We start from the raw sequence: 17,592 nt of genomic DNA, 5'->3' as shown, positions 1-17,592 counted from the left end.
CGAAAATCATCGCTGCGCGGGCTGGCACGGCTCGGTGCCGCGCCCTTGCGTCTGCGGCCTCAGCGACACGATGAGCTGCACGGTCGGCACGTCGCCGACCTGCCGGGTCAGGTGACCGGCCCGGTTATCCGGACCCTGCGGTTTCGACCCCGAATCGGCGTTGAACTGGATCTCGCCGGGCCCCTGCTCCATCACCGTGCCGTCGGTGGCCTCAACCGACCAGCGGCCCGACAGGGTGACGACCCATTGCGGGCCGGGCGCCGCGTGCCACGGCCCGACATAGCCGACCGGAAGCACCGCGTAGGCGATCGATGCCACGTCGCCGGGCGGCGCGCCGACATATTGCGGCGGTGCGGGCGGCGCGTAACTCTTGAAGGCGAAGTTCTTGAGATCGCAATACTGGACGTGGCTGCGCCCCTCGGCATCGGCGTAGAGCACGCCGTACCGTAGGGTCGGTGGATCGGCGGTGGCGAGGCCCGCCGGCCCGGATGGCGCCGGCGCGACATTCAGCGCGGGCGTATCTCCAGCCGCCCGGGCGGCCCCGCCGCCTGCGAGGACCGCGATCAGGAGAGCTGCGACGCGCGCTCTGCAGCTCGATGACGCCATCGTCTCACACCCCCATCCGGCTTGCCGCGAAGACCGCCTCGTCAGCAGCCGCCGGCGATGCGACAGCCTCCCTGCGCCTGACAACGCGATCAGCTCCGGGGACTCGGACGGGTGCGCGCGCGCGCCGCACCGGCTTCGTCGGGTCACGCCGGGCGATGCGGCGGCGCCTCCAGGCCGGTCTCCGCCAGGATCCAGGCCGCCGTGTCGGCGTCCGCTCCGGCGACCGGCAGATGCAGGATGATCGGCGTGTCGTAGGGATGGCGGGCCTTCAGGGCGGCCGACAGGGCATCGGCCAGCCCTTCGCGGCTCTTGAGGATCGCGGCGACTTCCTCGCTCCGCTCCACCGCACCCTTCCAGCTGTAGACCGAGCGCATGCCCGGCAGCACGTTGATGCAGGCAATCAGCCGTTCGCGGACCAGCGCCTCGCCGATGTTGAGGGCCGAAGCGGCATCGGGAAAGGTGGTGTAGACGAGAAGCGGACGCTCCATGCTATGCCTCCAAGTCGCACAGTCCAAGTCACGCAGTCCCGGCGAGTGAGGGGCATGCGGGGCAGCGACGTCAACCGGGCGGTTCGCTCATCAGCACTGGAGCCGTGACGTGATGACGCCCGACGCGACCTCGACGCGACCGCCCGGCCTCACCTGACCCATGCCGCATTCCAAAAAAATCGCCTTCGTGGCGAGCCCGACCGGCTACGCCCGCGAAGCCGCCGCCGCCCTGATGCGCCGCTACGACCACGTCCCGCCCGAGGAGGCGGATGTCGTTGTCGCGCTCGGCGGCGACGGGCTGATGCTGCAGGTGCTGCATCGGTTCATGGACAACCCGAAGCCGATCTACGGGATGAACCGCGGCACCGTCGGCTTCCTGATGAACGAATTCCGGGACGACGACCTCCTGGAGCACGTGGACGCCGCGCAGCGCAGCGTCATTCATCCGCTGGTGATGGACGTGCTCGACACGGAAGGCCGCTCGCACCGCGCCCGGTCGATCAACGAGGTCTACCTGCTGCGCCAGACCCACCAGACCGCCAAGCTGAAGATCGCCGTGGACGGGAATGTCCGGCTCGACCTGCTGATCGCCGACGGCGTGCTGGTCGCGACGGCAGCCGGCTCGACCGCCTACAACCTCTCGGTCGGTGGCCCGATCCTGCCGCTGGATGCCAAGCTCCTGGCGCTGACGCCGATCTCGGCCTTCCGGCCCCGGCGCTGGCGCGGTGCCCTCCTGCCGGATTACGCGAAGATCCGGATAGACGTGCTCGACGCACCCCACCGCCCGGTGGCGGCGGTGGCCGACCACACGGAGTTCCGCCGGGTCTGCACGGTCGAGACGTCGCTCGACCGCACCACCGAACTGGTGCTGCTGCACGATCCCGGCCACAGCCTCGACGAGCGTATCTTGCGCGAGCAGTTCGGGTGAGCGTGCAGATCAGGTCCGCCGCGGAGCGCGATCACGCGGCGATTGTCCGGATCATCCTGCCGACCATCCGTGCCGGAGAGACCTACGCCCTCGACCGCGACCTCAGCGCGTCGGACGCGCTCACGTATTGGACCAGCGCCGACCGTAAGACCTATGTGGCCGAGCAGGATGGAGCGGTGCTCGGCACCTACTACCTGCGGGCCAACCAAGCAGGCGGCGGTGCCCACGTCGCCAATTGCGGCTTCATGACCGATGCGGCGGCAGCAGATCGCGGGATCGCCCGGGCCATGGGCACACATGCCCTCGAACAGGCGCGCGCGCAGGGCTTCACCGCGATGCAGTTCAATTTTGTTGTGAGCACCAACGTTCGGGCCGTGCGGCTTTGGGAAAGCCTCGGCTTCGCGGCGGTGGGCCGGCTCCCGGGAGCCTTCCGGCATCCCGGACTCGGATCTGTCGATGCCTTGGTGATGTTCCAGACGCTCTGAGACCAGCGCGCCGCGGGAGGGCTCCAGATCCTGGAGGCCTCCGCGCCGCGTCCGCTTCAGGCCTGCGGCGCAGCCACGAGATCGCTCTCGCGGATCGCCCGTTCCCCGCCCTGGGTGCGGATCCGGTAGCTCGGCTCGCCCGTCTGGTCCGCCGGCATCAGCCGCAGCACCTCGAACACCTCGCCAGCGCCCCGGTCACCCGGGAGTCCGAGCTGGGGCCGGCAGACACGCTCGCCGATCTTGAATTTGTGAGACATGCCGAACTCCTGGATGCGGCGTCGATAGGCCGAGGCGGCTCAGCGCTTCTTCTGAGCCTTCGCCTTGCGGGCGAGGTAGCGGGCGTCGCGCTGGAGCTTCTGCTCAGCCTGCAAGGCCTTGGCACGCTCCTGAGCGGCGAGCTGCTCGGCGTGCTTGCGTTCGATCTCGGCGAGGCGCTCGGCCTCGGCCTGAGCGGCGGCACGCTCGAGTTCGGCCTGACGCTGGGCCGTACGCTCGGCGGTTCGGGCATCGCGCGCATCGACCACGGCGCGGCGGGCGGATTGGCGGGCGAGGACCACCGGATCATCCGCGGACGGGCGCGCCCGGAACCGGGCCAGCATTTCCGACCGCGCCTTGGCGGCCGTCTCAAGGCGATCGACGACGCCCTGCTTGTTAGGAAAGCTCACAGACACTCCTGGGTCGGGCGCAGCGAAAGCCAGCGCCCCGGGGGATTGTAGATACGAAGAAGCCGCTCCTTCTGAAGCGGCTTCGACGCGAAACGTTCGGATGTGGATCAGGCCGTCTGGAGCTGACCCGCGGACTCCTTGCCGCTGCGGCGGTCGGTCTCCAGCTCGTAGGTGACCTTCTGGCCCTCGTTCAGGCTGCGCATCCCTGCGCGCTCGACGGCCGAGATATGGACGAAGACGTCCTTGCCGCCGTCATCCGGCTGGATGAAGCCGTAGCCCTTGGTCTCGTTGAACCACTTGACGGTTCCGGTGCTCATGGAAGTCCTTGATCTTCGCAGGCGCAGTGAGAAAAGGCGCCTGCCTGGAGGGCATGACGCCGTTATCGACCGATAGCGATAGGAAAGTCAGAACCGCCCTGCGAAGGCGTAACGGTCCAAGATATCCGGACACGTGCCGATCCGGTATTGTTAGACCCTTTGCGCTGTCTTGGCAAGTGCTGAGAAATATTTCTTATGATGCCGGCCTGGTTCGGCGCACATTTGTGGCGTCAGAACGATGGTAATGCCCCCCGAGCAGCCGTCTGAGAGCCGACCGGGCGGAGTTCAACGGAGGCGGCGAGCCTAAGATCTGTGTTCCCGCGCCGACATTTGGACGTATCGGTGCCTTTGGCTCAGATCGCGCCGAGGCGCAGCACACCCTCGCCGCGGCGATGTCCCACCGCTGTCACCGCCACCTCGCGGGCGCGGCCGGCAGCCACGAGGGCGGTCCCCAGGGCGGCCCCGAACGGTGCCGCCACTTCGAGCCCGTGGCCAAGCACGTCGCCGAGCGCCTGGACGCGGACCGTCGGCGCAAGCCGCGCCAGGGCGTCCCGCTCCTCCGTGGTGATCGATGCGAGGCCGGTCGCGCCGGACAGGACGTGATCGGGTGCGTCGAGCCCGGCCTGCCGCCACAGGACCTCGAGACTCGCCGCGACGCTGCCGGGCCTGCGCCGGGTCCGGTCGCTCGCCACCGCGTCGAGTCGAGCGAGGGCGCGGGCGCCCCGGGCGGCCGCGTGCGCTTCCGATTCGAGCATCAGGAAGGCCGCGCAGCTGCCGAGGATGAACCCGCCGAGCTCCCCGCGCGCGAAAACCGGCCGGTAGCCGTCCCGGGCGAGGAAGCCGCCCATGGCGTGGATCACCAGCACGTCCGGCCGCTCGGCGCTGTACGAGCCGCCGACCAGGATCGCGTCGATCTGTCCGGACGCCACCCGCGCCTGGGCGATCCGCAGGGCGTCGACCCCGGCGGCCTCCTCGCCCATGAAGGTCCGCGAGGCCGCCGTCACCCCATGGACGATGGCGATGTTGCCGGCCAGCAGGTTCGAGAGCTGGGCCAGGAACAGGGTCGGGCGCAGATCGTTCTGGAGCCGCTCGTTCAGGTAGGCGCCCGGGTCGGGGGCGTCGCGCAGGCCGGTCAGGATCGCACCATCGGCCGCATAGTCGCGCTCGCCGCCGCCCGCCGCCACCACCAAATGCAGGGCTTGCTTGAAGGCCGCGTCGTCCTTCACGCCTGCGGAATCGAGGGCGAGGCCGGCGGCATAGACGCCGAGCCGCTGCCACGCCTCCATCTGGCGCTGGTCGCTGCGCTTGGGGATCTGATTGTCCCAGGCGATCGTGGGCGCCGGATGCACCGCATACGGCGCGAAGCTCTCCGAATCGGTCCGGGGCGGCGCCCCTGTGTCGAGGGCCGCGAGATGGGCCTCCACGCCCTCGCCCGCGCAGGAGACGAGGCCGAGGCCGGTGACGACGACGGGGCGGTTCACGATTCGGCCCGTCACGGCTGCACCGGATCCGGGAACAGGCCGATCGACCGGGCCCGTTCCCGCATGGGCGCGTCGAGCCCGTCCGGGAACGGCATGGTGCGGAAGCGCAGTTCGGCGTCGCACAGCGCCTTGCCGGCATGGCTGATCGCGGCCTTCGTCACGGCGTAGCCGGAGCCGTCGTGCTCCAGGCTCGCGGTCACGAGGAGGTCCGCCCCCGGCCCGACGAAGGACCGGAACCGCGCCTTGTCGACCCCGGTGAGGAACGGCATCCGGGCGAAGTCGAGATGGGCGAGCACGAGGTAGCCGGAGGCCTGCGCCATGGTCTCGGTGAGAAGCACGCCGGGCACCAGGGGATGGCCGGGAAAATGCCCCTCGAAGACCGGGCTCTCCAGCGGCACCCGGGCGAGCGCCTCGATCCGGCCGGCGGCCCGGTCGAGAAGCCGCACGGTATCGATCATCTCGAAATATTCGAGGCGCATGGCGGGACGATCAGCCGGCTTGGTGTCAGACCTTGGCGGCCTTTTCGGCCACCAGGCCGTCGATGCGCGCGCACAGGTTCTTGAGCACGAAATACTGTTCGGCCGGGACCTTGCCCTCGTTGACCTCCTGGGTCCAGCGCTCCAGCGGCAGCTTGATCCCGAAGGCCTTGTCGACCGCGAAGGCGATGTCGAGGAAGGCGAGGCTGTCGATGCCGAGATCGTCGATGGCGTGACTCTCGGGGGTGATCTTCTCCCGCGGGATATCGGCGGTCTCGGCAATGATGTCGGCCACGCGCTCGAAGGTGGCGCTGCCGTGGGCGGGCTCGTCGGACATGTCTTCTCGCGGGCTGGACGGATTCCGGATCGGTCGGGCGGGAGCCCCCTCGCCACCGGACAGCCCGGTACGCCCCGCGCGACCATCCTCAGCGTCTACGGGCCCCGATACGCGGCCCCGTGGGATGGCGGCGACCTCTACACGAGGGTGTCAGGGGCGGCAACCTTGGCGGACCGCGCCGCGTTTCAGCGCCAGTCCACAGGTGCGCAATGCCGCGCGTGCGGGCATCTGTACCGCTTTCGCCCCGTTGGTCCTCGCTGAGGGACGGGACGGCAGCCGCGTTCCAGGAGATTGAGACGGATGCCACCGATCACCAAACCCGCGCGTCCGCCGGCACGGATCGAGGAGGCGCCGCTGCCGCCGCATGAGCGGGCACGCTCGCAGGGGGCGGCCCGGGTCCTGCTGGTCCTGGCGCTCTCGGCGCTCGGCCTGTGGATCCTGCACCGGTTCCTGCCGGCGCTGGCCTGGGCGGTGGTGCTGGCGATCGCCCTGTTCCCGGTCTACATCCGGCTGGAGCGCCGCTTCCCGCCCGGCAAGCACAACATCCTGCTGCCGTCGCTGATGACCGCGGCCGTGGCGCTGGTCTTCCTCGCGCCCCTCGCGATCCTCGGCGTCCAGGCGGCCCGGGAGGCCCACGACGTGGCCGAGTTCGTGCGCAACGCCGAAGCGAACGGCATCCCGGCGCCCGAATTCCTTCAGCACCTGCCCTACGGCGCCGCGCAGGCGACCGCGTGGTGGAACGACAACCTCAACCACGCGCAGGCGGGCTCGGACCTGCTGCACCGGTTCGAGAACGACTCGGTGATCGGCACCTCGCGGAATGTCGGGCGGGAGATCGTCCGGCGGGTCGTGCTGTTCGGTTTCAGCCTCGTGGCGCTGTTCTTCCTGTTCCGCGACTGGCGCACGGTACGGGATCAGTCGCTGACCGCCTGCCAGAAGCTGTTCGGGCCGCGGGGCGAGCGCGTCGCCCGCCAGATGGTCGCCTCGGTGCACGGGACCGTGGACGGACTCGTCCTCGTCGGCCTCGGCGAAGGCGTCCTGCTCGGGATCGTCTACTACTTTGCGGGCGTGCCCCACCCGGTGCTGCTCGGCGCCTTCACGGCCGTGGCGGCGATGATCCCGTTCGGCGCCGCCCTGGCCATCGCGATCGCGGCGCTGCTGCTCGTGGCGGCGGGCGCGACGAAGGCCGCCCTCGTGGTGGCGGTCGCCGGCCTGGTCGTGACCTTCGTGGCGGACCACTTCGTGCGGCCGGCCCTGATCGGCGGCACCACGAAGCTGCCGTTCCTGTGGGTGCTGCTCGGTATCCTCGGCGGCGTCGAGACCTTCGGCCTGCTCGGCCTGTTCGTCGGCCCGGCCGTGATGGCGGCCCTGGTGCTGCTCTGGCGGGAGTTCACCGAGGGCCACGACAAGAAGGCTTGAGCGGTTCCTACTCGTCCGCGCCGGCCGAGGCTTCGACCCGGCGCCGGTCGTTGCGCCAATCGGCCGGCTTCTCGAAGGTGCCGGCCCAGATCCCGCGGCGGGTCGCCCAGGCGCGGCCCTCCTGCGCGACATAGGCCGTGGTTCCATGGCGGCTGGCCAGCGCGAAGCCCTGGCCGGCCATCCAGGCCGACAGATCCTCCCCGTGAACGTGGCAGAGGCCGACGAGACGGCCCGCGATTGCGGGCTCCTGCCGCTCGCAGGTCACCACGGCGCCGGCGATCCGGGCGCGCAGGGCCCGCGCGGCCTCGCGGCCGCAGCGGTATTCCCGGCCCTTGTCGGTCTCGCAGCTCTGCGCAGTCTCGGGCGCATCGATGCCGTAGAGGTGGAGGCGGGCGCCTTGGACCTCGATCGTATCCCCGTCGATCACGGTCGCCGGGCCACTGATCGTCCCCGCGGCGGCAGCGGAGCCGCACAGGAGGAGCAGGGCGAGCGTCGATCTGATCATGACGAGGGGTCCACGGTGGCGGCGGGCGCGTGTCGGGGCTGTCGGCGCGCGGGGGGCGGCTCAGGCCTGACGAAGCGGCGACGCTCGCAGATCAATGTGGCGAATTTGACAAGACGCAGCCAAGGGCGTCCCGGGCCGGCCGCGCGGAACGGCTTACCGGCGCGCGAACGCCCAGACGGTCACCGGAAAATCCCGCTCGTTGTGGAGCGGCTTGTACCAGCCGAAGCGCGGCCACCGGCGGAAGTTGGCGCGCACGCAGGCCCGGTTGCCCCACGAGGCGGTCTTGATGTTCTGCGCTTCGAAGCCGCATTCCTGCAGGAGGTAGGACATGCCGGTCTCGGTCCAGCGCGAGCAGTCGATCGGGCTGTCGTGCAACCGGATCAGGAACGGCGTCGTCACGATGAAGGTGCCCCCGGGCTTGAGCATCGAGAAGACGTTCTTCCCCGCCCGCTGCGGCCACTTGAGGTGCTCGAACACCTGATCGGCGATGATGAGATCGAACTGCCGGTCGAGCCGGCCCTCGCAGATGTCGAAGGCCGGGTAATCGGCCGCCGTGTAGGACTTGAACTGGAACCTGCGCTTCCATTGCGGGCCGGCCGCAATCTCCAATGTGTCCAGCGTGCCGGGCGAGAGGCTCTCGATGAACGAGAAGCACTCGCGGTACATGACGACGCGGACCCAGTCCGTGGTGTCGTAGCCCAGCTTGTTGAGGACCGAGCGGGCTCGGTCCCGCCCGCCCATCAGGCCGGACACCCTGTCGGCGACATCCACGTTGGCCATCCAATCACTCCAGTACCCTGCCTGCGGCGCGGTCTTACCACGACCAATCAGGCGATGCCGCTATACCGCCAATACGAATTTCCAGGCCAGGACAATGCGATGTGTGAGACTACCTTTGTCTGCATCGACAGATCCCTCGCGCTCTTGGCACGACAGGCCATCGATGGTTAACGCAACCTCAAGAGGCGGCAACACACCCGGCCTCAAACCCAGGAAAGATAGACAGATCGTTAGCCTGAATGAAGCAGCACTTAGGCCTATTAACAAGTTTCGGCCAATTACTTATGGTCGCTAATATTAATACGACCCTCCGATCCCGCGAAGATTGCGGAATACGCGTCTGACTCGGTGGCATAGGGGCCACTCACGACGGCGGATACGCCCGCCCTGCGGGTCGAAGCCGGACGATCGTCACGAAGCTGAAACAGACGCCGTGACATCGCGCGTTCCGGGTCGCCGCCCTGGGAAGAACAGTCCGCAAGAGGCGTGCCGAGCGACCTCATACCGAGCCGGTATTCGCTTTGGCGAAGAGCGCCCTAGCCCGCCCTCCGCTGGTCCAGCAGGGCCACCGCACGCGGATCGATGCGCCCGCGAAGGAGGTCGCGCAAACCGAGCAGGTTGCCGAAGAGCCTGCCGCGTCGATCCAGATAGGGCTCGGGCGACACGCTCCGCGTCACGTTCATCCCCATGTTGCGGACCATGAGGAACAGCGCATGGCGCCACTTCATGCTCCCCTTCCGGATCAGGTAGATCGGGTTGACGATCTGCGAGTAGCCGAACTTCTTCCCGGGTGTCCGGCCCATCTTGATCCCCAGATGCACGCCGGAGATCGCGGACACGTCGACGATCTTCCCCGACTTGCTGAGCTGATGCGAGAAGTCGACATCCTCCAGCCAGCCGTAGAGGGGCAGGTTCTCGTCGAATCGCACAGCCCGCGCGTGTTCGAGGCGGATCGCCATGTTGCAGCCGTAGCCGACGATCTTGTCCCGCACGGTCGCCGGGCGCGCGGGATCGGCCGGCGTCTCGTCGAGCATCCGATTCGCCTCCGCGACCGGTATGCCGGGGCCGATGATCCCGTCCTTGATGATGTGGCCGTTGGCCAGCGCGATGTCGGGCCGCGCCTGCATGATCGTCTCGATCGCGTCGAGATACTGCCGGTGGACGAAGAAATCGTCGTCGATGATGAGCAGGATGCCGGCTTCGTCCTTCAGGAGGTCGAGCATCGCGTTCCGCTGCGCGCAGGAGCCCTTCGTCGCCCGGATGTGGATCAGGTCGAGGGTGCGGTCGAAGTCCGGGGTCTGATAATCCTCGTCGTCCGGCGTGCAGAGGATGACCCTGTCCGGGCGCCGGACCTGCCGGCTGAGATGCGCGAGCGTGTCGCTCAGGATTCCCTTCCGCCCAGCGCTCGGAATGCCGACAAACAAGCGGGTCATCACGCGTCTCTCTCTCAAGCCTCACGCTACGAGACCGGCGGGCCTCGACGCGGCGTGCGGCACGATGATCATCGCCCTTCAGGCAATCCCCGCCCCGAGGAGCAGACGATTTGAAAGTGTCGTGCGTGGCCTTGGGATCTCCCACCCATTGGGAAAACAAGTCCCTGGCGCGCAAGAGAACGGTTCTCTAGCAATCTTCGATCCGCGCGATGGAAGAGGGCTTACGGCATGGCCCGGATTTATCAAGCCGCGAATCCTGCGGAGATCCGTGGCCATCCGATCCCCGGGTCAGGGCCGCCCACCAGGGCGTCCGCTCCCGGTCGCTCACATCGAGAGACGCTTGAACACGGTTTCCGGCACGCTCCGGATCACGGTCATGATCAGCCGCCAGATCGGCCGGACATAGATCACGTCCCGGCCCTTGGTCACGGCGGTGAAGATCGCGTCCCCGACCTCGCTCGGTTGCGCGGTCAGCGCGGGCGGAAGCTTCATGCCGGCCGTCATGGCGGTCGCCACGAAGCCCGGCTTGACCGTGACCACCGTCACGCCCTTCTTGAACAGGCGGTTGCGCAGCCCGGCCAGGAAGGCGGTGAACCCCGCCTTGGCCGAGCCGTAGACGAAGTTGGATTGCCGGCCGCGGTCGCCCGCCACCGAACTGATGCCCACGATGCAGCCGCTGCCGCGCGTCCCCATGCGCCGGGCCGCGGCGAGGAGGTAGCAGGCCGGCCCCGTGTAGTTGGCCGCCATGACGGCGTTCGCGGCGTCGAGGTCCGCTTCGCTCTGCGCTTGGTCGCCCAGCAGGCCCACCACCATGACGACCACGTCCGGCAGCGCCGGGAGCCCGTCGAAGAAGCGCTCGGCCGCGCCGTCCGTGGCGTCGAATTCGACCGCCTCGGCCACGACCTTGAAGCGGATCCGCAGGTCGGCGAGGTCGTCCGCGAGGGCGTCGGCACGCCGCGCCGCGAGGGTCACCGAGGCCCCGCTCTGCGCGAAGCGCCGGGCGACGGCGCGGCCGATATCCGAGCGCGCACCGAGGATGAGGACGGACTTTGGCGTCACGCTAGATCTCCAGACGATCGGACAGGGCCGACCGGAAACGTCCGTCGAGGCCGTAGCGCCGCCGGACCGCATTGAACTGCTCCAGCCGGGGATAGCCGGCGCGCAGCATCGGCGCGCGCATCCGCGCGTCCTTGGCGAGGTAGAGCCGGCCGCCGGCCTCGGTGACGATCCGGTCGAGCCGGTCGAGCAGCGCGAAGGTCTCGGGGTTGGCCGGGAAATCCAGGGCAAGGGTGTAGCCCGCGCGCGGGAACGAGAGGTGGCCGAACGACTCGTGGCCGAGCCGCTTGAGCACCGCCAGGAAGGAGGCCTGCCCGACCCGGGCGATCTCGGTGAGCAGGGCGGTCAGCCCGTCGCGGCTGGTCTCCAGGGGCAGCACGCACTGGTACTGCACGAAGCCGTGGCGCCCGTAGATCCGGTTCCAGTCCTGGATGGCGTCGAGCGGGTAGAAATAGGGGTCGATGTCGACCACCTTTCGGCCCGGCTTCTGTAGCCGGTAGTAGACTTGGTTGAACAGCGACACCGAGAGCCGGTTGAGCGCCACGGTCGGGAAATCGACCGGCACGCGTTTGCCGCGGGGCGACGGCCGCGCGAAGGGCGTGGCCTGCTCGGACGGATCGAGATCCTGCGGCGCGGCATGCTCGCCGAAGATGATCACGGACCGGCCGAGATGCGCGCCGGAGGCGAGGCAGTCGATCCAGGCGACCGAGTAGGTGCGGGCGGAACCGGACTCGAAGATGTCGATCGCGGTCGCGAGGTCGGGGGCGCGGACGGTCTCCTGCAGGATCTTCGACGAGCGCACCGGGATCAGGCGGAACGTCACGGTCAGGAGGGTGCCGGTCAGCCCCATGCCGCCGCAGGTGGCGGCGAAGAGATCCGCGTTCTCCGCCCGTGAGCAGGTCAGGATGGTGCCGTCGCCCAGCGCGAGGCGGGCCGAGAGGACGTGATCGCAGAACGAGCCCGCGCCGTGGTGGTTCTTGCCATGCACGTCGGACGCCACCATGCCGCCGACGGTCACGAACTTGGTGCCGGGCGTCACCGGCGGGAACCAGCCGCGGGGCGTGAACACCGCGACGATCTCGCTCAGCAGCGCGCCGGCCTCGCAGGTCAGCTCCCCGGTCGCCTCGTCGAACGCGATGAGCCGGCCGAGCCGGCGCATGTCGACGGTCAGACCGGGGCCGAAGCTGGCATCGCCGTAGGAGCGCCCGTTGCCCCGGGCGATGAGCGGCCGGGCCGGCGCGCGCGCGACCGCCGCGGCGGCGGGGTCGGTCGGCGCCGCGACCTCGCAGTCGCGCCGCGGGTAGCGTCCCCACCCGGTGAGCGGGACGCGCGTACGGTCGGGTTCGGACACGGGGGGACTCGGGCTGTCAGAGGGAGATCGCCAGCACGGCCGCGACGCAGGCGCCGGTCGCGAGGCTGATGCGATCGGTGAGCGCGTAGACGACCGGATCGCTGTGGAGCTGGTCCCGGTTCGAGAGCAGGAACATGCGGCTGATCCAGTAGATGAGCAGCGGGCAGATCAGCCAGAGCCGGTTGGGATGGGTGTAGAGCGCGGCCACGTCCGGGCTCGACATGTACAGCGCGAAGACGAAGACCGAGCCGTAGCCCGCCGCCGCGCCGAACGGGAACAGGACGCGCAGGTCCTCCACCAAGTAGCCACGCCCGGCGAGAGTCTTCTTCTCGCCCGGCTGTTCGCCCTGATGGTTGGCCGTGAGTTCGGAACAGCGCTTCACGATCGCGAGGCTGGTGAACAGGAACAGCGAGAACATCAGCAGCCAGGGCGTCTGCGGCAGGCCCAGGGCGGCGACGCCGCCGAAGACACGAATTGCGTAGAGGCCGCCCAGCACCACGATGTCGATCATCATCCGGCGCTTGAGATAGAACGAGTAGGCGAGCGTCAGGACGAGGTAGATCAGCAGGGCAAGGCTGAACTTCACCGGCAGCCCGAACGAGAGCACGAAGGCGCCGGCCGCGAGAATCGCCGCCAGGACGACCCCGTACAGCACCGGCACCGCGCCCGACGCGAACGGCCGCCGGGACTTGCGCGGATGGATCCGGTCGGCCGGCAGATCGAGCAGGTCGTTGATCAGGTAGGCGCTCGACGCCGCCATGCAGAAGCAGACGAAGGCGGTGAGCGACGCGAGCGTGCTCGCCGCGTCGAAATGGTGGCCGGTGACCAGCCCCACGAAGACCAGGGCGTTCTTGGCCCATTGGTGCGGGCGCAACGCTCGGACCACGTCCCGGGGCTTGACCCGGGATTCCGCGACGATGCGTGCATCCGGGAATGCCGCCCGCACCTTCTGCGAGAAGTCGCCGCCGTGCGCCACCGCCAGCACATTGCGCGACGCCCGCCAGACCGGGAAGTCGACGGCTGCGTCTCCGACGTAATCGAACCCCTTCTCGCCGAACTCGGCCACGAGGCGGCGGGCCTTCGCGTCGCCGGCCAGATTGACGCCCGCTTCGGTCGAGAACACCCCGGCAATCCCACCGACCCGCTCGGCCAGCGCCTCGACGAGGCGGCGGTCCGAGGCCGACGCGATATAGACCGGGCGTCCGGCCGCCTGCGCGTCCCGGATCAGCGCCACGGTCTCCTCGCGCAGCGGGATCGTCGCGATGCTCGGGTCGGCGCGCTCGGACAGGTGCTGCTTCAGCGCGGCCTTGCCTTCCGAGAACAGCCAGTGCGGCAGCCGCCAGGCCTCGAGCGGGAAGCGGGCCAGGAACTGGAGCGCCGACTCGTAGAGAAGGTCGCTCTTGATCAGCGTGCCATCGACGTCGACGACAAGCGGGACGTCGTTGGTGCCCACGTCCCGGATCGCGGCGCTCGCGGCGCTCATGCGGGCACTCTCAGCAAGTGATGTCCTACTGTTAAAGTGGTCACTTCCTACAATCTTCCCGCCGAATTAGTGGAAAATTGGATGGCCGCATATCGGGAAATACGTGAACTGGACAGGCCAAGAATGTCAAGGCTCGGAGGGGCGGCGATCCCGATCGAAGCGCCCCGCGGTGCGCGCGGTAACAACTGAGAGTACTCCGCCGCGACCGCGTTAACCCCGCGGCGATCCGGGATCAGCAATTTCTATACATATTCCAACCGTTTCTGGTTGAAACGATAACGATATTTCCTTGGGACATAAGCTAATGCAGGCGTTCCAGTCGAATGGGCGTCCTTGCTGACCCGGAGTATATTCGATAGGGATCCCGCGAGCAGCGACTTGTATCGAGAGATTTTCGCGAATGGGACGTGTCTTGATCACGGGCGGTGCGGGCCTCGTCGGTCAGAACCTCATACCGCGCTTCAAGGAGCGCGGCTTCACCGACATCGTGGTGATCGACAAGGCGGCCGCCAATGCGGCGATCCTGAAGGAGCACCATCCCGACGTCGAGGTCATCGTGGCGGACCTCGCCGTCGATGACGGCTGGCAGGACAAGCTCGCCGGGCTCGATGCCCTGGTCCACGCGCATGCCCAGATCGGCGGCCTCGTGCCGGAGGAGTTCGTACGCAACAACGTCACGGCCAGCGAGCGCGTGATCGCGGCGGCGAAGCGGCACGCCGTCCCCTACATCGTCAACATTTCCTCGTCGGTCGTGAACTCGCTGGCGGTCGACGATTACACCGAGACCAAGAAGGCGCAGGAGGCGCTGGTCCTGGCCTCGGGTATCCCCCAGATCGTGCTGCGGCCGACCCTGATGTTCGGCTGGTTCGACCGGAAGCATGTCGGCTGGCTCGCCCGGTTCATGGAGAAGATGCCGGTCTTCCCGATCCCCGGATCGGGCCGCTACCTGCGCCAGCCGCTCTATGTCGGCGATTTCTGCAACGTCATCGTCGCCGCGGTGGAGCGGCGGATGACCGGCGCCTTCAACATCACCGGCCAGGAGCGGATCGACTACATCGACCTCGTCCGGGAGATGAAGCGGGCAACCCAGGCCCGCACCCAGATCGTGCGCATCCCCTACCGGATGTTCGCGCTGCTGCTGCGCGTTTACGGGCTGTTCAGCAAGAACCCGCCGTTCACCGAGAAGCAACTGAAGGCCCTGTCGACCCCCGACGTGTTCGAGGTGATCGACTGGCCGAAGATCTTCGGCGTGCGCGCGACGCCGCTCGCGAGCGCCTTCGACGAGACGTTCCGCCACCCGGTCTATTCCAAGATCGCGCTGCAATTCTGAGAGCCCGATGATGCACGTTCGCTGCTTGCTCGCGCGGGAGCCCGCCTGATGGCGCGCCTGATCGTCATCGGCGCCGGGGCGATGGGCCTCGCCGCGGGCTACCACGCCGCCAAGGCCGGGCATCAGGTCGAGGTGCTGGAAGCCGGCCCTGAGGCCGGCGGCATGGCCGCGCATTTCGACTTCGACGGTGTCTCGATCGAGCGGTTCTACCACTTCGTCTGCAAGACGGATGCGCCGACCTTCAAGTTGCTCGACGAGATCGGCCTCGGCGACGCGATGCGCTGGCGCAAGACGACGATGGGCTATTTCTCGGGGGGCAAGCTGCATCCCTGGGGCGATCCCATCTCGCTGCTGCGCTACCCCAACGTCAGCCTGATGGCGCGCCTGCGCTACGGCCTGCTGGCCTTCGTGTCGACGCGGCGCGAGCGCTGGGACGCGCTGGAGACCCAGAGCGCGAAGGAGTGGATCACCCGCTGGTCGGGCCGGGAGGTCTACGAGAAGCTCTGGCGGCCCTTGTTCGAACTCAAGTTCTACGAATACGCCGACAACGTCTCGGCCGCCTGGATCTGGACGCGGGTCAAGCGGATCGGCCGCTCGCGCAAATCCCTGTTCGACGAGCAGCTCGGCTACATCGAGGGTGGCAGCCAGACCCTGGTCGACCGGCTGGTCGAGCGCATCGCGGCGATGGGCGGGTCCGTCCGCCTGTCGACGCCGGCTAAGCGCGTCGTCACCGAGGGCGGCCGGGTCACGGGGGTCGAGGCCGCGGACGGGTTCCATCCCGCAGACGCGGTCATCTCGACGATGCCGACGCCGTTCGTCTCGGCGGCGGTGCCGGACCTGCCGGCGGACTGGAAGGCCAAGTACGACGCGATCAACAACATCGGCGTCTGCTGCCTGCTCTTCAAATTGAAGAGGCCGGTCACGCCCCACTTCTGGGTCAACATCTCCGAGCCGGACGTGGCCATCCCGGGCCTGATCGAGTTCTCGAACCTGCGCTCGATCCCGAACGGCGAGTCGATCGTATACGTGCCCTATTACATGCCGGTCACGAACCCGAAATTTTCCTGGGACGACGAAAGGCTGCTCGACGAGGCCTTCTCGTATATCCGCCGGGTCAATCCCGCGATCGGGCCGCAGGACGTGCTCGCCCGCAAGGTCGCGCGGCTGCGCTACGCCCAGCCGATCTGCGAACCCGGCTTCGCCGCCAAGCTCCCGCCGGTGCAGACTCCGATCGCCGGACTGCAGATCGCCGATACCTGCTTCTACTATCCCGAGGATCGCGGGATCTCGGAGAGCGTCCGGCTCGCCGAGGAGATGGTGGCGAGGATTCCGGCATGAGCGATCCGGCGACGGGCGGGGGCGAGGGGCGGCAGCTCGCGAGCTTCGTCGTCACCGGCGGCATCGCGGCGCTCGCCAACGTGGCGACCCGCTGGCTCTTGAGCCTCGCCATGGTCTACGAACTCGCCGTGACCCTGGCCTATCTCGTCGGCCTGACAACGGCCTTCGTGCTGGCGCGGCGCTACGTCTTCGCCTCGACCGGAAGCTGGATCGGCGAATATGGCCGGTTCGCCCTGGTCAACGTGTTCAGCTTCCTGATGGTGCTTGGGGTCAGCGTGGGTCTGGCGCGGATGGTCTTCCCCAGGATCGGCTTCACGTGGCACGCCGAGGATATCGCCCACCTGATCGGCGTCGCGAGCCCGATCCTGCTCAGCTTCTATGCCCACAAGTACTTCTCGTTCGGCAAGCGGGCGCAGCGGGCCTGAACGGCGGCGGGATCCGCACGCCCGGATGCCCGCCCCTCTCCCGGACCGGTGCAGCGCCGGTGGACCTCGATCCGGGGGCCCGCTCAGGGAAAGCCGCGCCGGCGTCGCGGATCGATCCCGACCCGCCAACCGGACATGGTATCGGCGTTCGCCACGAGGGCCGACTGCGCGTCCCACTCCCCCCTTTGCGTGACGACATTCACAGATCGCGCTCTGGCTGTGACACGCGTCCTCCCTCCCCCGCAGCTTCGATGTTCACAGATCTCCGGTGGACACCGACGCTGGCGGCAGAGCGCGACAGGCCCCCTCTCCCGAGCGGGAGAGGTCTGCTCTGGCAGAGAGCCGGGTGAGGGACGAGAAGGCTCAGGTTCGAGCACGCGATTACGGTGCGTGCAGGGGGCGCCGTTTTCGGGAACGTCACACCCCTCACCCTGTCCCTCTCCCTCCAGAAGAAGGGACCCGCGCCTCATCCGAGAGCCCCAGGGGCCGGTCGAGATGTGTGAATCCGGTAGCCCGAAGAGCGGGAGGGAAAGATCCGCGCCTGTGATCCTTGACAATGTTCCTATTTTGTGCTCATTAGCCGCCACCTGTCCACGGCGGCCCGGGAGCGATCCCGGGGCGTCCTTTACGGGGCCCGCCCGGTGGCTGACCGGGCGGGTCCGTGGACGGGGCGGCGCCCGCGTCGGTGG

The 17,592-nt window shown here is 68.4% G+C and carries 20 protein-coding genes; 6 read left to right on the top strand and 14 right to left on the bottom strand.

What is annotated here, in order from left to right:
• Positions 1 to 6: 6 nt before the first annotated feature.
• Positions 7 to 606 carry a hypothetical protein gene (locus MKK63_RS24175; protein WP_244006264.1) on the bottom strand — a complete coding sequence of 200 codons (600 nt, stop codon included), beginning with the start codon at positions 604 to 606 and terminating at the stop codon, positions 7 to 9.
• A gap of 143 nt (positions 607 to 749) precedes the next feature.
• On the bottom strand, positions 750 to 1,094 hold the full coding sequence (gene cutA, locus MKK63_RS24170) for a divalent-cation tolerance protein CutA (RefSeq protein ID WP_244006263.1): 345 nt from the start codon (positions 1,092 to 1,094) through the stop codon (positions 750 to 752).
• A 160-nt stretch (positions 1,095 to 1,254) separates the two neighbouring features.
• On the opposite strand from cutA, the gene MKK63_RS24165 reads away from it, so the two are divergent.
• Positions 1,255 to 2,022: an NAD kinase gene (locus MKK63_RS24165; protein ID WP_244006262.1), complete on the top strand. Its 768-nt coding sequence runs from the start codon at positions 1,255 to 1,257 to the stop codon at positions 2,020 to 2,022.
• 2 nt (positions 2,023 to 2,024) lie between these two features.
• The gene (locus MKK63_RS24160) at positions 2,025 to 2,507 is read left to right on the top strand and encodes a GNAT family N-acetyltransferase (protein WP_244006293.1); all 483 of its coding nucleotides are present in this window, start codon (positions 2,025 to 2,027) and stop codon (positions 2,505 to 2,507) included.
• 56 nt (positions 2,508 to 2,563) lie between these two features.
• Here the strand turns inward: MKK63_RS24160 and MKK63_RS24155 are convergent, their stop codons facing one another.
• From MKK63_RS24155 to MKK63_RS24130, 6 genes are all read right to left on the bottom strand, one after another.
• Complete coding sequence (locus MKK63_RS24155) at positions 2,564 to 2,764, bottom strand: hypothetical protein (RefSeq protein WP_244006261.1); 201 nt, start codon at positions 2,762 to 2,764, stop codon at positions 2,564 to 2,566.
• 39 nt (positions 2,765 to 2,803) lie between these two features.
• Positions 2,804 to 3,172 (bottom strand): DUF6481 family protein, encoded by a 369-nt coding sequence (locus MKK63_RS24150; RefSeq protein WP_244006260.1) that lies wholly within the window; start codon positions 3,170 to 3,172, stop codon positions 2,804 to 2,806.
• 107 nt (positions 3,173 to 3,279) lie between these two features.
• A complete protein-coding gene (locus MKK63_RS24145) occupies positions 3,280 to 3,489 on the bottom strand; it encodes a cold-shock protein (RefSeq protein ID WP_244006258.1) in 210 nt (69 codons plus the stop codon).
• 353 nt (positions 3,490 to 3,842) lie between these two features.
• A complete protein-coding gene (locus MKK63_RS24140; protein WP_244006291.1) occupies positions 3,843 to 4,970 on the bottom strand; it encodes a beta-ketoacyl-ACP synthase in 1,128 nt (375 codons plus the stop codon).
• Positions 4,971 to 4,981: 11 nt separating this feature from the next.
• Positions 4,982 to 5,449, bottom strand: a complete 468-nt coding sequence (locus tag MKK63_RS24135; RefSeq protein WP_244006256.1) for a 3-hydroxyacyl-ACP dehydratase FabZ family protein — start codon at positions 5,447 to 5,449, stop codon at positions 4,982 to 4,984.
• Between the two features lie 25 nt (positions 5,450 to 5,474).
• Complete coding sequence (locus tag MKK63_RS24130; RefSeq protein WP_168427441.1) at positions 5,475 to 5,783, bottom strand: acyl carrier protein; 309 nt, start codon at positions 5,781 to 5,783, stop codon at positions 5,475 to 5,477.
• A 300-nt stretch (positions 5,784 to 6,083) separates the two neighbouring features.
• On the opposite strand from MKK63_RS24130, the gene MKK63_RS24125 reads away from it, so the two are divergent.
• Complete coding sequence (locus MKK63_RS24125; protein WP_244006254.1) at positions 6,084 to 7,202, top strand: AI-2E family transporter; 1,119 nt, start codon at positions 6,084 to 6,086, stop codon at positions 7,200 to 7,202.
• A 7-nt stretch (positions 7,203 to 7,209) separates the two neighbouring features.
• Here MKK63_RS24125 and MKK63_RS24120 read toward each other — a convergent pair whose 3' ends face one another.
• The 6 genes from MKK63_RS24120 to MKK63_RS24095 form a co-directional block, all read right to left on the bottom strand.
• Positions 7,210 to 7,707, bottom strand: coding sequence for a thermonuclease family protein (locus MKK63_RS24120; protein WP_244006252.1), 498 nt, complete (start codon positions 7,705 to 7,707; stop codon positions 7,210 to 7,212).
• A 153-nt stretch (positions 7,708 to 7,860) separates the two neighbouring features.
• On the bottom strand, positions 7,861 to 8,487 hold the full coding sequence (locus MKK63_RS24115) for a class I SAM-dependent methyltransferase (RefSeq protein WP_244006250.1): 627 nt from the start codon (positions 8,485 to 8,487) through the stop codon (positions 7,861 to 7,863).
• Between the two features lie 536 nt (positions 8,488 to 9,023).
• On the bottom strand, positions 9,024 to 9,920 hold the full coding sequence (locus MKK63_RS24110) for a glycosyltransferase family 2 protein (protein ID WP_244006249.1): 897 nt from the start codon (positions 9,918 to 9,920) through the stop codon (positions 9,024 to 9,026).
• Between the two features lie 324 nt (positions 9,921 to 10,244).
• The gene (locus MKK63_RS24105; protein WP_244006248.1) at positions 10,245 to 10,979 is read right to left on the bottom strand and encodes an SDR family oxidoreductase; all 735 of its coding nucleotides are present in this window, start codon (positions 10,977 to 10,979) and stop codon (positions 10,245 to 10,247) included.
• 1 nt (position 10,980) lies between these two features.
• Positions 10,981 to 12,327: an FAD-binding protein gene (locus MKK63_RS24100; RefSeq protein ID WP_244006247.1), complete on the bottom strand. Its 1,347-nt coding sequence runs from the start codon at positions 12,325 to 12,327 to the stop codon at positions 10,981 to 10,983.
• Positions 12,328 to 12,343: 16 nt separating this feature from the next.
• Positions 12,344 to 13,810, bottom strand: a complete 1,467-nt coding sequence (locus MKK63_RS24095; protein WP_244006246.1) for a UbiA family prenyltransferase — start codon at positions 13,808 to 13,810, stop codon at positions 12,344 to 12,346.
• A gap of 400 nt (positions 13,811 to 14,210) precedes the next feature.
• On the opposite strand from MKK63_RS24095, the gene MKK63_RS24090 reads away from it, so the two are divergent.
• Genes MKK63_RS24090 through MKK63_RS24080 form a run of 3 tightly spaced genes read left to right on the top strand, consistent with a single transcriptional unit; the run spans position 14,211 to position 16,903 of the window.
• Positions 14,211 to 15,140: an NAD-dependent epimerase/dehydratase family protein gene (locus MKK63_RS24090; protein ID WP_244006245.1), complete on the top strand. Its 930-nt coding sequence runs from the start codon at positions 14,211 to 14,213 to the stop codon at positions 15,138 to 15,140.
• 48 nt (positions 15,141 to 15,188) lie between these two features.
• The gene (locus MKK63_RS24085) at positions 15,189 to 16,478 is read left to right on the top strand and encodes an NAD(P)/FAD-dependent oxidoreductase (RefSeq protein WP_244006243.1); all 1,290 of its coding nucleotides are present in this window, start codon (positions 15,189 to 15,191) and stop codon (positions 16,476 to 16,478) included.
• Positions 16,475 to 16,903 carry a GtrA family protein gene (locus MKK63_RS24080; protein WP_244006241.1) on the top strand — a complete coding sequence of 143 codons (429 nt, stop codon included), beginning with the start codon at positions 16,475 to 16,477 and terminating at the stop codon, positions 16,901 to 16,903. The genes MKK63_RS24085 and MKK63_RS24080 overlap by 4 nt, the downstream gene beginning before the upstream one ends.
• Positions 16,904 to 17,592: the final 689 nt, after the last annotated feature.

The sequence above is a fragment of the Methylobacterium sp. J-088 genome (assembly GCF_022829295.1).
GTDB lineage: Bacteria > Pseudomonadota > Alphaproteobacteria > Rhizobiales > Beijerinckiaceae > Methylobacterium.
Note: the sequence above shows the minus strand (reverse complement) of the source record. Positions and strands in the feature narration are given on the sequence as shown.

Bases quoted from the DNA above. Each gene is read 5' to 3' on its own strand.
- MKK63_RS24175 (WP_244006264.1), bottom strand. From the start codon at position 606: ATGGCGTCATCGAGCTGCAGAGCGCGCGTCGCAGCTCTCCTGATCGCG.
- cutA (WP_244006263.1), bottom strand. From the start codon at position 1,094: ATGGAGCGTCCGCTTCTCGTCTACACCACCTTTCCCGATGCCGCTTCG.
- MKK63_RS24165 (WP_244006262.1), top strand. From the start codon at position 1,255: ATGCCGCATTCCAAAAAAATCGCCTTCGTGGCGAGCCCGACCGGCTAC.
- MKK63_RS24155 (WP_244006261.1), bottom strand. From the start codon at position 2,764: ATGTCTCACAAATTCAAGATCGGCGAGCGTGTCTGCCGGCCCCAGCTC.
- MKK63_RS24145 (WP_244006258.1), bottom strand. From the start codon at position 3,489: ATGAGCACCGGAACCGTCAAGTGGTTCAACGAGACCAAGGGCTACGGC.
- MKK63_RS24135 (WP_244006256.1), bottom strand. From the start codon at position 5,449: ATGCGCCTCGAATATTTCGAGATGATCGATACCGTGCGGCTTCTCGAC.
- MKK63_RS24130 (WP_168427441.1), bottom strand. From the start codon at position 5,783: ATGTCCGACGAGCCCGCCCACGGCAGCGCCACCTTCGAGCGCGTGGCC.
- MKK63_RS24125 (WP_244006254.1), top strand. From the start codon at position 6,084: ATGCCACCGATCACCAAACCCGCGCGTCCGCCGGCACGGATCGAGGAG.
- MKK63_RS24120 (WP_244006252.1), bottom strand. From the start codon at position 7,707: ATGATCAGATCGACGCTCGCCCTGCTCCTCCTGTGCGGCTCCGCTGCC.
- MKK63_RS24115 (WP_244006250.1), bottom strand. From the start codon at position 8,487: ATGGCCAACGTGGATGTCGCCGACAGGGTGTCCGGCCTGATGGGCGGG.
- MKK63_RS24110 (WP_244006249.1), bottom strand. From the start codon at position 9,920: ATGACCCGCTTGTTTGTCGGCATTCCGAGCGCTGGGCGGAAGGGAATC.
- MKK63_RS24095 (WP_244006246.1), bottom strand. From the start codon at position 13,810: ATGAGCGCCGCGAGCGCCGCGATCCGGGACGTGGGCACCAACGACGTC.
- MKK63_RS24090 (WP_244006245.1), top strand. From the start codon at position 14,211: ATGGGACGTGTCTTGATCACGGGCGGTGCGGGCCTCGTCGGTCAGAAC.
- MKK63_RS24085 (WP_244006243.1), top strand. From the start codon at position 15,189: ATGGCGCGCCTGATCGTCATCGGCGCCGGGGCGATGGGCCTCGCCGCG.
- MKK63_RS24080 (WP_244006241.1), top strand. From the start codon at position 16,475: ATGAGCGATCCGGCGACGGGCGGGGGCGAGGGGCGGCAGCTCGCGAGC.